This window comes from Burkholderia sp. AU17457, assembly GCF_002223255.1.
Taxonomy (GTDB): Bacteria; Pseudomonadota; Gammaproteobacteria; order Burkholderiales; family Burkholderiaceae; genus Burkholderia; species Burkholderia sola.
The window spans coordinates 613,598-628,692 of sequence record NZ_NKFB01000006.1 but is presented as its reverse complement, the minus strand read 5'-3'; the positions used below and the strand labels follow the sequence as shown (position 1 = coordinate 628,692).

General features: G+C 68.9%; 10 protein-coding genes. 4 read left to right on the top strand and 6 right to left on the bottom strand.

Translation table 11 applies throughout. The features are described from left to right. Positions 1-5: 5 nt before the first annotated feature. The 4 genes from CFB49_RS29665 to CFB49_RS29650 form a co-directional block, all read right to left on the bottom strand. Complete coding sequence (locus tag CFB49_RS29665) at positions 6-479, bottom strand: hydroxyisourate hydrolase (RefSeq protein ID WP_179234965.1); 474 nt, start codon at positions 477-479, stop codon at positions 6-8. Between the two features lie 29 nt (positions 480-508). Continuing rightward, the gene (locus tag CFB49_RS29660; RefSeq protein WP_089493107.1) at positions 509-1,225 is read right to left on the bottom strand and encodes an outer membrane protein; all 717 of its coding nucleotides are present in this window, start codon (positions 1,223-1,225) and stop codon (positions 509-511) included. 107 nt (positions 1,226-1,332) lie between these two features. Continuing rightward, complete coding sequence (locus tag CFB49_RS29655) at positions 1,333-1,977, bottom strand: response regulator transcription factor (RefSeq protein ID WP_089493106.1); 645 nt, start codon at positions 1,975-1,977, stop codon at positions 1,333-1,335. Then, on the bottom strand, positions 1,974-3,422 hold the full coding sequence (locus CFB49_RS29650; protein ID WP_069620350.1) for an ATP-binding protein: 1,449 nt from the start codon (positions 3,420-3,422) through the stop codon (positions 1,974-1,976). Before CFB49_RS29650 ends, CFB49_RS29655 begins: the two co-directional genes overlap by 4 nt. A gap of 411 nt (positions 3,423-3,833) precedes the next feature. Between CFB49_RS29650 and CFB49_RS29645 the strand changes: the two genes are divergently transcribed. The 4 genes from CFB49_RS29645 to CFB49_RS29630 all read left to right on the top strand — a co-directional run bounded on the left by CFB49_RS29645 (position 3,834) and on the right by CFB49_RS29630 (position 13,129). Further along, complete coding sequence (locus tag CFB49_RS29645) at positions 3,834-4,628, top strand: winged helix-turn-helix transcriptional regulator (RefSeq protein ID WP_256122082.1); 795 nt, start codon at positions 3,834-3,836, stop codon at positions 4,626-4,628. 94 nt (positions 4,629-4,722) lie between these two features. After that, the gene (locus CFB49_RS29640) at positions 4,723-7,758 is read left to right on the top strand and encodes a hybrid sensor histidine kinase/response regulator (RefSeq protein WP_249190354.1); all 3,036 of its coding nucleotides are present in this window, start codon (positions 4,723-4,725) and stop codon (positions 7,756-7,758) included. Between the two features lie 200 nt (positions 7,759-7,958). Then, positions 7,959-12,203 carry an ESPR-type extended signal peptide-containing protein gene (locus CFB49_RS29635; RefSeq protein WP_089493104.1) on the top strand — a complete coding sequence of 1,415 codons (4,245 nt, stop codon included), beginning with the start codon at positions 7,959-7,961 and terminating at the stop codon, positions 12,201-12,203. Positions 12,204-12,436: 233 nt separating this feature from the next. Beyond that, positions 12,437-13,129 carry a response regulator gene (locus tag CFB49_RS29630; protein ID WP_059721047.1) on the top strand — a complete coding sequence of 231 codons (693 nt, stop codon included), beginning with the start codon at positions 12,437-12,439 and terminating at the stop codon, positions 13,127-13,129. 133 nt (positions 13,130-13,262) lie between these two features. Here CFB49_RS29630 and CFB49_RS29625 read toward each other — a convergent pair whose 3' ends face one another. Continuing rightward, on the bottom strand, positions 13,263-13,982 hold the full coding sequence (locus CFB49_RS29625; protein WP_089437483.1) for a response regulator transcription factor: 720 nt from the start codon (positions 13,980-13,982) through the stop codon (positions 13,263-13,265). 296 nt (positions 13,983-14,278) lie between these two features. Further along, on the bottom strand, positions 14,279-14,992 hold the full coding sequence (locus CFB49_RS29615) for an OmpA family protein (RefSeq protein WP_089493103.1): 714 nt from the start codon (positions 14,990-14,992) through the stop codon (positions 14,279-14,281). Positions 14,993-15,095: the final 103 nt, after the last annotated feature.

Below are 15,095 nucleotides of genomic sequence, written 5' to 3'. Positions count from 1 at the left end.
CCGTATCACGTGCCGCGGTAATACGTGTAGTTCCAGCGGCCGAACTGCACCGCGACATGCAGCCGCTCGTCGTCGCGCGCGACTCGAAAGCGGACCGGCACGACCGTCAGGAACGGCGACGGCACGTCACGTGCACGAAAGTACTCGCCGACATGCAGCGTCAGCGTGTACGTGCCCGCGCGATACGCGTCGCCGGCCAGCAGCGGCGTGCCGGTACCGCCACGCGCATCGACGGTCGCACGACGCATCGGCACGTCTTGCGTGCCGTCGACGCGCGACAGCTCGACGCGCATGCCTTCGGCCGGGACGCCGTTCAGCATGTCGACGATGCGCACGGTCAGATCGGGCGATGCGTCGCGCCGCACACCGGGCGCGACGCCCGGCGCGGATGCCCCGTCGGTTGCCCATGCGGGCACGGCGGCCAGCGCGGTCGTCGCCAGCACGAGCCTGCGTCGCCCCGTATCGATCACGTTCTTCATGCGATGCGTCTCCGCGGGCGCGACTTCCATCAGAACCGGCCGCGCAGGCCAATGAACACTTCGTTCGACGACAGCTTCGACTTCAGCTGTTCGTCACGTGCGTTGATGCGGTTCGCGAACGTGTTGAAGCCCGTCTCGACGTTGCCCATGTCGACATAGCGATACCCGAGATCGATCGAGAAACGCTTGTTGATCGCGTAGCTCACGCCCGCGCCGGCCGAGTATGCGAGGTTGGTCTGCGTCTTCGACGCGAAGCGGCGCGTATCGTTGGTCTGCCAGCCGTCGGCCGACACGATCGCGACACCGATACCCAGCGTGCCGTACACGGAGAAGCCGCGGCCGAGATCGAAGTCCTTGTAGCCGTTCAGCATCAGGCGCTGCGCCGACACGTGGAATTCGTTCGCATTCGCGTCGAACGGCGCCCAGTAGCTGGTGAAGTTGTTGGTGCGCTTGAACACGTATTCGCCTTCCGCGCGCCAGCCATTGCCGAACTGGTAGCCGAGGCCGAGCGAGCCGGTGACGTTCGAACCCGTCTCCGGGCCGCCGACGCGGCTCGCGACGCGCGGGCTCGTCAGCTCCATGTTCACCGCGTTGTCGAACGCGCCGATGACGCGGCCCGTCGCGTAGTAGCCGGCGTCGCTCTCGTCGGCGGTCTTCTTCGTCTCCGGCGCGGCGACGGTATCGGCGAAAGCGGCGCCCGAGAACAGCAGGGCGAGCGTGGACGGCAGGGCAAAGCGCTTGATCATGGTGTATCGAATCCTTGACGATGAATGACGAGTCGGAGAAGCCGTCATCGTAGGAATCGCGCCGCGATCGTTGAACCCGTTCGGCTACGGGTTGCGCCTCCGTAGCGCTACGGAGGCGAGCCGCCCGCGAGCGCCGCGTAATCGCGCACGAGTTCGACCAGCGACGCGGCCTGCAGCTTGTCGAACACGTTCGCGCGATAGGTTTCGACGGTGCGCGGCGACAGCCCGAGTTCGCGGGCGATCTCCTTGTTGCTGCCGCCGCGCACGATCCCTTCCAGCACCTCGCGTTCTCGCGCGCTCAGCGTCGCGAGGCGCGCCGTGCGGGTCTGATCGGCGTCGTCCTGGCCACGCCGCGCGGCCTGCCGGCGCAGCGCCTGCTGCACCGTGTCGATCAGCTCGTCGTCGTCCACCGGCTTGCGCAGGAAATCGAGCGCCCCGCGCTTGAACGCGCGCCGGCACGCGTCGACGTTGCCGTGACCCGTCATCACGATCACCGGCAGGTCGCGCCGCGCGCGCAGTTGGTCGAGCGCATCGAGGCCGCTCATGCCCGGCATCCGGATGTCGAGCAGCACGCAGCCGAGCGCCGCGTCGTCGGCATCGGCGAGGAAGGCCGATGCGTCCGGATAGCAGCGCGTCGGCACGCCGACCGTGCGCAGCAGCAACGCGAGGCCGTCGCGCACGGCTTCGTCGTCGTCGACGATCGCGACGACGGAGGCGTCGCGGACTGCAGACGGTTGAAGTGAATCGCTCATGCGGCCTCCGCGGCCAGCGGCAGCAGCAACGCGGCTTCGACGCCGCCCGATGGCAGGTTGCGCACCGTGAGCGTGCCGTCCTGGCGCTGCGCGAGCGTGTCGCACAGCGGCAGCCCGAGGCCGAGTCCGCGCGCACGGGTCGTGAAGAACGGTTCGAACAGGCGCGGCAGCGTCTCTTCCGGCACGCCCGGGCCGTTGTCGGTCACGCTGAAGCGGTAGTGCTTGCCGACGCGCGCGCCGCTGACGCGAATCTCGCCACGCGATGCACCCGTGCCAACGCCGGCGCCGGCCAGCGCGTCGCGCGCGTTCTGGATCAGGTTGTGCAGGATCTGCTCGACCGCGATCGGCTCCGCGAACGGCCGCTCGCGCGCCGCCGCGTTGTGCCAGCCGAGCGCGATGTGCTCGCGCGCGCATTCGTCGCGGTACAGGAACAGCAGCGTCTGCATGATCGCGTCGGGATCGAGCGCGCGGCGCTCGCCGCCATGCGCGGTCGTCACGGCTTCGCGCATGCGCTCCAGGATGGCGGCCGCGCGCTTTGCCTGCGCGACGCTCGTCTGCAGCGCGCGGCGCACGCTGTCGCGCTCGGTCGGCCGATCGAGCATGCGTTCGGCCGCACGCGTGTGGCTGACGATCGCGGTCAGCGGCTGGTTCAGCTCGTGCGCGAGGCCGGCCGCCATTTCGCCGAAGGTATCGAGCCGACCGAAGCGATCGAGGCGCGCCCGCGCATCCTCGCGGCGCCGCGCCTCGCGCAGCCGCCATGCGCCGAGCGCGCCCGCCGCGAGCAGCGCCGCCACCGCGTTCCACAGCCCGATCGGCAGCCACGGCAAATCGACGGCCGTCAGCGTGCGCGTGGTGCGCAGTACGAATGCCTGCGGCTGCGCGGGCAGGTGTTTCTCGAGATGCATCGTCCACAACGGCGTCGCGTCGCCGCTCACGCGCTGCAGCAACTCGACGCGGCGGTCGCGCAATTCCAGCGCCGCCGATGAAATCGCCGTCGACCAGTCGCCCGGCTGCAGCATCCGGCGCGGATCGACGCGCACGGCCCAGCCGGTCCCGGCGATGAGCCAGTATGCGGCCGGGCCGTCGAATGCGAGCCTGAACGGCTTGCCGGGCCGCTGCTGCGGCAGCGCGTCGGGGGCCGGTCCGCCGTCGGTCTGCCAGCCCGCGCCGGGCCGCCAGTACGCAAGCCCGTCGAGCTGCGGCATCCGTTCGCGCAGGTTGTCGAGCATGTGCGCAGGCGGCGCGGCCAGCGACGACGCGCCGAGCGTCGCGAGGATCGCCTCGTGCTGCGCGGCCTTCTGCGCGAGCAATCGGATCGTGATGCTCGAATCCTGGAAGAAGCGGCCGTACGCGTCGGACACGGCGCGCGAGATGAGGAACGCAGTGCCGGCGAGGCTCAGCGCGAGCCACGCGGCCAGCGCGGCGATTCGGAAAGACGGTTTCATGTTCGATGGCAAGCCGGAAAACGGGCCGGGCACTGCACGAGACGATTGCCGCCCCCTGCGCCGGTGGTCGTCATTGTCGGCAAATCGACGCAGCCCGTGGTCCGAATCCGGTTATGCCGGCTGTCAGCCCAGTCCCAAACCGCGGCAACATCGATTGCACCGCCTGCAATTTCAGACTGGGCTGATTTTCTTCAGACTCCGAACCGACCAGAATCGGCTTGCTTGTTCTCCGTTGCCTCCTGGAGTACAGGCTCCATAGTCGATACTTTTCCCGCCTCCCCGGCGGGACTTTTTTTGGACGGCGTCACGCCGCTAACTGCCCGGAACCTGTCCGGCCATGATCCCGCCTCTTTTCATCCGACCGCGTACGCCTGCCGCACCCGCGCCGCACCGGCTTCACCCGTCCGCATCGTGACCGACGCCCCTTCCACCGCCATCGCGATCCTGACGATCGACCATCCGAGCCGCGGCACGTTCGACGACCGGCTGCGTCGCGCCGGCTACGGCTACGACCGCCTGCGCATCGACGACATCCTGCGCCGCGCCGGCTACCGGCCATCGCGCTTCGAATATCTGCCCGACCTGCTCGCGGCCTGCGACACGCGCGCGTTCGATCTGTTCGTCGTGCAATGCGAAACGGCCTGCCGGCGCACGACGGACGCGATCCATGCACTGCGCGCGCGTTTCGCCGGCACCGTCGCGATCGTGTCGATCAGCCAGCGCGACGCGGAGCTCGCGCGCTCCGCGTGTTTCATCGCCGGCGCGAACGAGCATCATCCGTACGCCGTGCCGCCGGACACGCTGATCGCGAGCATCGCGACGTGGCTGCGCTGGTCGCATCATCGCGCGACCCATCATCGCCACTGGCGTATCGGCGCGTTCGAGTTCGATACGGCCACGCGCAGCGTGAACGTCGCCGGCCGCGAGCACGTGCTGACCGAGAAGCATTTCCAGATCGCGACCGCATTCTTCCTGAACATGGGCCGCGCACTCGACCGCGCGCACGTGAGCCAGCTCGTGTGGGGGTCGCTCGTCGCAGCCTCCAGCCGGCGGCTCGACACGCACGTCGCGTATCTGCGCGACCGACTCGAACTCGACGGCCGGCACGGCGTGAAGATGATGACGATGTACGGGTTCGGGTATCGGCTCGTCACGTGCGAGCCGGGCACGCCGCCCGACGACGACGAAGCGGCGCCGCGCCGATAGCCGGCCCCGTGGCGCGATCGCCGCCCGCCGATCGGCCCGCCGGCACCCGGCAACCCTGACAGGCCCCATTGCGCGCTGATCGGACTCCATTATCATGGGGGCACCCTGGCCGACCGCCCCGCTCCCGATGGACCACCGCGCCGCACCCGATCATTCCCGCTCCGCCGCCGCGCACCCGTCCGCCGCGCCGACCCGCGTCGGCCGCCGCCAACGCGCGCTGCTGTATGCCGGCGGCGCCGCCGTGACCGTCGCGATCCTGCTCGCGAGCGGCCTGATGCTGTATACGATGGCGCGCGAGGCGATCCAGGCGCGCTATACGACCTTCGCGGTGCGCCAGTTCCTGGTCCAGATCGAATTCAAGATGCGCACGACGGGCATGGACACGCTCGTCACGCACGACGAAGCCGTGTGGAATTCGCGCGCGACCGATCCGGCGCGCGTCGCCGCCCTCGCGGCCGGTCGCGGCCGGCTGATCATCCAGGGCAGCCCGGCCTTCCCGCCGACGCTCGTGCTGGCCGACCTGTCGCCCGCGCACCCGGCCGACAGCTACGCGCACGATCTGGCGATGGCGAGCGACATGAGCTATCGCGTCGGCGCGTACGTCGCGAAGCACGACGCCGATCGCGCGATCGCCGGCTACGCGTATCGCCCCGACCGCAGCTTCGCGGTCGTGATTCCCGAACCGGTGCCGCCCGATCCGCTCACCGCGTCGCCCGCGACCAATGCAGCGACGCTCGTCGCGAAAGTCGCCGCCGGCATCGGCACGCCGCCGCCCGGGCAATACGAATGGCATCCGCCCGTCTACGACCCCGTGCAGCGGCGCGACGTGTTCCGGATCGCCGGCGCCGTCTACAACGCGCAATCGCCGCGCGCCGTTTTCCTGTCGACGCTGCCCGTCGACGTGCTGCGCACGCGTTTGTCCGCAGGCGAGACGACCGACGCGGCGATCGTCGTCGATGCTCACGGCCGAACGTTACTGCGCGCGGGCACCGCGGCCGACGACGACGCCACGCGCGCCGCGATCGAACGCCTCGCCGCGCATACACGCGAGGCCGCGCGCCGCGGCGGCCCGCGCACGGCGTTCGGCGACGGGCTGTTTTCGCTCAGCCAGCCGATTCCTGAAACCGACTGGACGCTCGTGCAGGCGTTTACGCTGCGCTCGCTGCTCGCGACGATCGGCCTGCGTGCAGGCTGGTACGTCGCGGTCATGCTGGCCGTGATCGCGCTCGTCTGGTGGCTGCTCGTGCGCTTCGACCGCCGTGTGCTGAAGCCCGACGACGCGCGCACGCGCCGCGTGATCGACAGCGAGAACCTGAACCGGACGATCGTCGAAGCGGCGCCGTCCGGCATCGCGCTGCTGTCGCTCGCCGACGGCGCGGTGCTGCTGCAGAACGACACGATGCGCGACTACGATGCGCGGCGGGCCGGCGAGCCTTCGTTGCCGGCGCGGCTGCTCGCCCGCTTCGACCGTTCGCCCGCCGCCGCCGCGTGGCAACCCGATCTGCACGTGACGCTGCCCACCGCCGACGGCGAGGCCGTCGACCTGCTCGTCAATCTCGTGCGCACGCGCTTTCGCGACAGGGACGTCGTGCTGTGCAACTTCTCCGACATCACGTCGCAGAAGAACATCGAGCGCCGGCTCGACGAAGCGGCGCGCGCCGCCGACGCCGCGAACGACGCGAAATCGGCGTTTCTCGCCACGATGAGCCACGAGATCCGCACGCCGCTCAATGCGATCCTCGGCAACCTCGAACTGATCGGCCGCGAACCGCTCGCCGATTCGCAGCGCGAGCGGCTGCATACGGTCGAGGGCGCGTCGTCGGTGCTGCTCGATCTGATCAACGACATCCTCGACCTGTCGAAGATCGAAGCCGGCCAGATGACGATCGAGGCGATCCCGTTCGATCTCGCGGAAACGATCCGGCGAACCGGCGCGATGTTCGAGCCGCTCGCGGCCGCGAAAGGGTTGCAGTTCGACGTGTTCGTCGACGACGCGCTCGCGTCGCGCTACGTCGGCGACCCGACGCGCATCCGGCAGATCGCCGCGAATCTCGTCGGCAACGCAATCAAGTTCACGAACCACGGAGAAATCACGCTCGAGGTCTACCTGCGCGACGATACGGACCCAGAATCGCCGGTCGCGATCGGCGTCAGCGACACGGGCATCGGCATGACCGACGCGCAGCGCGCGGCGCTGTTCCGGCCTTTCACGCAGGCCGATACGTCGATCACGCGCCGCTACGGCGGCACGGGCCTCGGCCTCGCGCTGACGAAGCAGCTCACGCAGATGATGCACGGCACGGTCGACGTGAAGAGCGAACCCGGCAAGGGCAGCACGTTCGTCGTCACGCTGCCGCTGCGCGCGGCCACCGACGCGCAGATCGCCGAGCACGACGCCGCGCAGGCCGGCGATGCGGCGCTGCCGCCGGTCACCGCGCGCGTGCTCGTCGTCGACGATCATCCGGTCAACCGCACGCTGCTGCAAGGACAACTCGTCACGCTCGGCTATGCGGCCGATGCCGCCGACGAAGGCGCGGCGGCGCTGCGGCGCTGCGCGGATACGCGCTACGACCTCGTGATGACGGATCTGAACATGCCGGGGATGGACGGCTATACGCTCGCGCACGTGCTGCGTGCGCAGTATCCGGGGCTGCCGATCGTCGCCGTCACCGCGCATGCGAGCGCGGCCGAGCATGCGCGCTGCGCGGAAGCGGGCATCGTCGCGGTGCTCGTGAAGCCGGTGCTGCTCGATACGATCGATCGCACCGTGCGGCGTTACGCGCAGACGGCCGCCGCGCAGGCGCCCGCCGCGCGCACGCTCGTCGATCTCGCGCAAGGTCCACTGCCGCCGGACGTGCATGCGCTGCTCGACGCGAGTCGAGCGCAATCGGTGGCGGCGATGCACGACGCGGCATCGCGCAACGATATCGCCGCGCTGCGTCACGAACTGCATTCGCTGCGCGGCGCGTTCGCGACGATTCACGAACATGCGGTGGCCGATGCAATCGGCGAACTGCAGGCCATCGTGCACGGCGGCGACCTGACGTCGTTCGAGGCGCGGCTCGCCGACGCGGACGCGCTCGCGCGCGAAGCACTGCAGCGGCGCGCGACGCAGGCGCCGGCTACCTGAATCCCGCACGGCCGGCCCTCGCGCGCCGGCCTCCTCCCTCCATCGCCTTTCGTTCCGCGGCGCAGGCCCGCGGCGCGTCGTCGCGCGCGTAGGACTGGGCCTACACGGTCGCTATCTCGAATCAGCCAGGGACGACTGATTAGGACGAGGCCGATCCCTACCATCGGTTTGTGAACTGACAAACTGTAAGGAGTAGGGACATGAACAAGACTTATCGCAGCGTCTGGAATGCCGTGACCAACACGTGGACGGCCGCGGCCGAAACGGCGAAGTCGCATTCGAAGGGCTCGGCGCGCGCGGCACGGCAAGCGGTGATCGCGATCGCGCTGGGCGGCGCGGCGATCGGTGGCGCGGCCGCGGCGGAAACGTGCACGACGGAAGACGGGTCGAGCGGGACGGTCGATGCGGCGGGGGTGTGCAAGGCGGCAGACGGTGGTGCGATCGGCATGATGGGCACCGTCGGGACGATGGCGACCGACGATACGACCTTCGTAAAGGTCAACGCTACTGCAAATCCTGCAAACGCAACCGGCGCCAATGCGATCGCCATCGGTCAAACCGTGACTTCCGCGGGTTCGAGTTCAGTTGCCATCGGCTCCAACACGACGGCCAGCGGCCTGCACTCGGTTGCACTTGGTGCAGGCGCAAAGAACGCAGACGCCAGCGACCGGCAAATCGCGATCGGCGGCCAAGCGCAAACCGCCGGAAAGTACACGATCGCGATGGGCTACCTGGCATCGGCAACGGTCGAAGATGCGCTGGCATTCGGACGCGCTTCGTCCGCGACGAACACCGGCGCGGTGGCGATCGGGGCGAGTTCGACTGCCGGCGGCTCGGGCTCGACCGCCATCGGCCAGTCTGCAGCTGTCGTCAGCGGCGCGACGAACGCCGTCGCGCTCGGGATGAACGCGCGTGTGGCGAATTCGAACTCGGCCGCCATCGGGTCCAACGCGTCCGCGGCGGGCAATTTTTCGAGTGCGCTGGGCAACGCGTCCACCTCGACCGGCACCGCCAGCATGGCGCTCGGCGGCAATTCGACGGCAACCGGTAACTATAGCGTTGCACTCGGCAGCGCCATCGGCGCCGGCCGCGCTGCGGTGGCAACCGGCAACGCGTCGGTCGCGATCGGCACCACGTCCAGCGCCGGCGCCAACAACGCCGTCGCATTGGGCTTCGGCACGGTTGCGGACCGAGACAACACCGTATCCGTGGGTGCAGGTGTTCCCAATATCGACGGGAACAAGTTCACCCGCCAGATCGTCAACGTCGCCGCCGGCACGGAAGACAACGATGCCGTGAACGTCGGCCAGATGAACACGGCGCTGTCGACGAAGGTCGACGATACGTACTTCAAGATCGACACGAGCAACAGCACGGCCGCCGCGCAAGCCGGCACGGCCGCGCTTGCGATCGGCACGAACACGAGCGCCTCGGGATCTTACGCGACGGCCTTCGGCAACAGCGCACTCGCCAGCGGCAACAACAGCACGGCGCTCGGCTTCCAGGCGACTAGTGCGGGCGGCGCCGCCATCGCGATCGGCAATGCCGCGAACGCAAGCGGCTCGCACGGCGTTGCACTGGGTGTCAACGCAAAGGCGTCCCATACCGATTCGGTGGCGCTCGGCGCCGGTGCGACCACGGATCGCGACAACAGCGTATCGGTGGGCTCGTCGACGCTGCGTCGGCAGATCACCAACGTGGCTGACGGTACGCAACCCACGGACGCCGTGAACCTCGGCCAGATGAATGCCGAGTTCACGAAGACGAACAGCGCGATCGCCGCGACCAACGTCACGGTCTCGAGCCTGAGCACCGGCTTGTCGTCGACCAACAGCATCGTCTCGGGCTTGAGCACCGGCCTGTCCTCGACCAACAGCACCGTTGCGGGACTGAGCACCGGACTCTCGTCGACTAACAGCATCGTCTCGGGCCTGAGTACCGGCTTGTCGTCGACGATCAGCACCGTCGCCGGCCATACCAAGCAGATCGGGGACATCGACGACAAGCTGAGCAAGCTCGAAAGCGGGACCACCGGCCTCGTGCAGCAGGCCAACCCGGGCGATGACATCACCGTCGGCGCGAATACCGACGGCACCGCCGTGGACTTCAGCGCGACCGGAGGCACTGCACGCACGCTCAAGGGCGTCGCGGCAGGCGACGTGTCGGCGACGAGCACCGAAGCCGTCAACGGTTCGCAACTGCACGGCGTATCGGACAGCGTCGCGAAGGCAATCGGCGGTGGTTCGACGGTGAACCCGGACGGCTCGATCTCCGCGCCGTCCTTCACCGTCGGCGACGGCAGCGGCGGCACGAAGATCGTCAACTCCGTCGGCGACGTCGTCACCAACCTCGACGGCCGTGTCACGACCAACGAAGGCGACATCAAGAAGCTCGCTGACGACATCGGCAGCGGCACGCTCGGTCTCGTCCAGCAGGCGAAGGCAGGCGACGACATCACGGTCGGCGCGAACACCGACGGCACCGCCGTGGACTTCAGCGCGACCGGCGGCACTGCACGCACGCTCAAGGGCGTCGCGACAGGCGACGTGTCGGCGACGAGCACCGAAGCCGTCAACGGTTCGCAACTGCATGGCGTATCGGACAGCGTCGCGAAGGCAATCGGCGGTGGCGCGACGGTGAACCCGGACGGCTCGATCTCCGCACCGTCCTTCACCGTCGGCGACGGCAGCGGCGGCACGAAGATCGTCAACTCCGTCGGCGACGTCGTCACCAACCTCGACGGCCGTGTCACGACCAACGAAGGCGACATCAAGAAACTCGCTGACGACATCGGCAGCGGCACGCTCGGTCTCGTCCAGCAGGCGAAGCCCGGCGACGACATCACGGTCGGCGCGAACACCGACGGCACCGCCGTGGACTTCAGCGCGACTGGCGGCACTGCACGCACGCTCAAGGGCGTCGCGGCAGGCGACGTGTCGGCGACGAGCACCGAAGCCGTCAATGGTTCGCAACTGCACGGCGTGTCCGACAGCGTCGCCACGGCGATCGGCGGCGGCGCGACGGTGAACCCGGACGGCTCGATCTCCGCACCGTCCTTCACCGTCGGCGACGGCAGCGGCGGCACGAAGATCGTCAATTCCGTCGGCGACGTCGTCACCAACCTCGACGGCCGCGTCACGACCAACGAAGGCGGCCTCAAGAAGCTCTCCGAGCAGCTTGAAAGCGGCACGCTCGGCCTCGTCCAGCAGGACGCGATGACGGGCGGCATCACGGTCGGCGCGAACACCGGCGGCTCGGTGGTGAACTTCGCGGGCACCAGCGGCGCGCGCGTGCTGTCCGGCGTCGCGAACGGCGTGGACGACGACGATGTCGTGACCGTGTCGCAGCTCCGCGCCACCGGCCTGATCGACTACACGGGCAAGGAAGTCGGTGCGGTCACGTATGACTCGGGCCTGAATTTCGACACGGTGACGTTCGCCGGCACGTTCGGCACGAAGCTGCAGCGCGTCGCCGCGGGCGAAATCAGCGCGACGAGCATGGACGCGATCAACGGCAGCCAGCTGTTCGACCTGCAGGAGCAGTTCGCGAAGCAGTACGGCGAGCTGAGCGGCCAGTTCGGCGACCTGTCGCACCGCTTCGACGATCTGTCCGACCGTCTCGGCGAACTCGAAACGAACCCCGGCACGGGCGGCCCGGGCACGGGCGACGGCTCGACCGTCGTCGGCGAGGGCGCGGTGGCATCGGGCGAAAACAGCTCGGCAATCGGCGAGAAGGCGCTCGCGTCGGGCGAAAACAGTTCGGCCGTCGGTCAGGGCGCGGTCGCGTCCGGCAGCAACGGTTCGGCCATCGGCCAGGGTTCGACGGCATCGGGCGGCAACAGCTCGGCCATCGGCCAGGGCGCGGTCGCGTCGGGCAACAACGGTTCGGCCGTCGGCCAGGGCGCCGTCGCGTCGGGCGAAAACGGCACGGCGCTCGGCCAGGGCGCGGTTGCATCGGGCAAGGACAGCACGGCGCTGGGTCAAGGCGCATCGGCCACCGGCAGCGGCTCGGTCGCGATCGGCCAGGGCTCGGTGGCAACGGAAGCCAACACCGTTTCGTTCGGCAACGGCACGGAAGAAGGCAACCGCCGGCTCGTCAACATCGCGGACGGCATCAACGCCAGCGATGCGGCGACGAAGGGCCAGCTCGACCGCGCGATGGAATCGGTCGACGCACGCTTCAACGACACGAACCGCGCGATCAACGACGTCGCGAAGAACGCGTACGCCGGTATCGCGGCCGCGATGGCGATGCCGAACATGACGCCGTCGCAGCCGGGCAAGACCGTCGTCGCGGTCGGCGCCGCGAACTTCAAGAGCGGCTCGGCGATCGCCGCCGGCGCCACCTACCGGTCGCGCAGCGGCAACTGGCTCGTGAACGGCGCGACGTCGATCACGTCGGTCGGCGACGTGGGTGTCCGTGCTCAAGTCGGCTATGAGTTCTGACCCGATCGCTCCGCGTCGCGCGGAGCATCGACCCGACGCGGGGGAGTCCTCCCCCGCCGTTCGGCCGACGGCCGGTGCCGATTCCGCCTGGAGTCGCCACCGGCCGTCGGCGCATCCGCCTCACGCGCGGCTTTCCATCGCGCGCCCCGCGGCGGCCCGCATGCGCCGATTCCCTTCTTTCAACCGAGCGAGACACGCGCGCCGCCGGGCGCGGCGCGACACGTGAGACCAATATGAACAGAACCTTCCCCATTCGCATCGTGATCGCCGACGACCATCCGGCCGTCGTCATCGGCGCCCGCTACGAACTGTCGGCCACGAACACCGTCGCGGTGGTCGCGACGGCGCACAACTCGACGGAGCTGATGGACGCGCTGTCGACCCATCCGTGCGACGTGCTGGTGTCCGACTACGCGATGCCCGGCACCGAATACGGCGACGGCCTCGCGATGTTCACGACCCTGCTCAAGCGGTTTCCGGGGCTGAAGATCGTCGTGATGACGATGATGGAGAACGCGGTGGCGCTGCGCGCGCTGATCGACATCGGCATCGCGTGCATCGTCAGCAAGTCGGACATGCCCAATCACCTGACGATGGCGATCCACGCGGCCTATACGAACGGCCGCTACCTGTCGCCGTCGATGGACCGGATCCTGCGCAACACCGGCAGCGTCGGCGGCAGGGCGCCCGCGCTGTCGGTGCGCGAGGTCGAGGTGATTCGCCTCTTCGCATCGGGGCTGTCGGTCAACGAGATCGCGGAGAAGCTCAATCGCAGCAAGAAAACGATCAGCACGCAGAAAAGCTCGGCAATGCAGAAGCTCGGCATCGAGCGCGACGTCGACCTGGTGCGCTATGCGATCGCCTGCGGGCTCGTGACCGACTACGGCTATGCGCCGCCGGTGCGCGGCGACGAAGCCAGCGCGTAACGCCGCTGCCGCGACCTGAAACGAAAAGCCCCGGCAACCTGATGGTGCCGGGGCATCGGTGCGTCGGTACGGGCAGGCGCGCTCACCTTTCGTCATGGCCGCCATCCCGCGCGGCCGGCCTCGTCGCGCGCCGTCAGGCCGGATCGACGCCGCCTTCCTCTTTCACGTCGCCGCCCCGCCCTTCGCTGGCCGATGCGGCGACGATCCCGTGCTCGATCGCGTAACGCAACAAATCGATGTCCTTGTCGATCCCGAGCTTTTCCATCGCGCGCGCCTTCTGCGTGCTGATCGTCTTCTTGCTGCGGCTGAGTTTGTCGGCGATCTCGTTGACCGTGAGGCCCGACGCATAAAGCCGCACGACTTCGAGTTCGCGGTCGCTGAGCTCGCGCTTCTGGTCGGCGGCCCGCGCGCTCGAATGCGACGTGAGCGTCCGCACGACCTTCTCCACCGACGGCGAGTAATAGGTGCCGCCCGTCGCGGCCGCATGAATCGCGGGAATCAGGTGATCGATCGTGTCGGACTTGCTGACGATGCATTCGATGCCGAGCCGCGTGAGCGCGCCGATCACGGCCGGGTTGTCGAGCATGGTCAGCACGACCAGCTTCACGGCCGGGTGATTGCGCTGGAGATAGGAGAACAGCGTGATGCCGTCGCCGTGCGCGCTGCCCGGCATCGCATAGTCGGACACCACGACGTCGCACACGCCGGCCTCGACGAGCCGGATCAGCTCGGTCGAATTGACGGCCTTGCCGGTCAACTGGATCGTCGGCACCGACGACAGGCCGTGCTCGACACCGACCAGCATCGCCGGGTGGTCGTCGGCCAGTACCACGCGTATCAGATAGCTTCCCATAGTCGTCCAGATTTGCGCGGCAATCGTCGCGGCCGGTTCGCCGCCCGGCGGGCGGCGACGGCGCGCATCGCGGCGTCGTGGATCGTAATTGGGCGCTATCTTCGCACGAAAACGGGCGCATCAGCCATCGCCCCGGCCGGCGGCGGCGGGCGCGCCGCGCACCGCCATGAAAAAAACCGCCGGCTCGTGACGAGCGGGCGGTTCCAGGTACAGGGCGGGCGGGTGGGAGCGTCCTTCCGTCGGCTCAGCGCCGACCGGGTCCCCGCGCGTACCGGTGGAGCGTCATCCGTTGCGCATTACTTCGCGTCGATCCGGATCTCGACGCGACGGTTCTGCGCGCGGCCTTCCGCGGTCGCGTTGGACGCGACCGGATCGGCGGCGCCGAGGCCTTCGGAGACGAACGACTGCGCCTTCAAGCCGTTGCCGCGCAGGTAGTTCATCACGTTGCGGGCCCGCGAAGCCGACAGCGCGAGGTTGTGCGTGTTGCTGCCCGTCGAATCGGTGAAACCGGTGATCGCCACGCGGCGGAATTCGACACCGCTGTTGATCTGCACGAAGCGGTCGAGCTGGCTACGCGCGTCCGGCGTCAGCACCGCGCTGTCGAACGCGAAGTTCGCATCGCCCTGCAGCAGCACCTGGCGCTGCGGGACCGGCTGCGGCGCCGGTTGCGGCTGCGGCGCCGGCGGCGCGGCCTGCACGACCGGCTGCGGCTTGCCGCACATGAACGTGATCTCGCGCGGGTCCTTCATCGGCGCGCGGCTGTACACGCGGTCGATCATCTCGAGCGGCGTGAAGCCCTTGCCCTGGCAGAATTCCTCCGCCGCGCGGGCGCAGGCGTTCGCGCTGCCGAGCAGCCCGTCGCAACTCACGCGGAATACGGTGTCCGGCTTGCCGGGAATCGACACCGCGCGGATGTCGTAGGTGACGCCCGATTGCGTCGTGCACGCACCGAGCGCCATCGCGATCGCGCCGATCGACGCGGCGCGCAACAACAAGGTTTTCATGGTCATGGTGAAACGTCCGCCGTGAAGGCGGACGCCCGAAAAAAGTTGAATGGATTGGGTCAGGCCGGAGTCAGGCCGGAGAGCGGGCGGGGCTCGCGCCCCGCCCGGC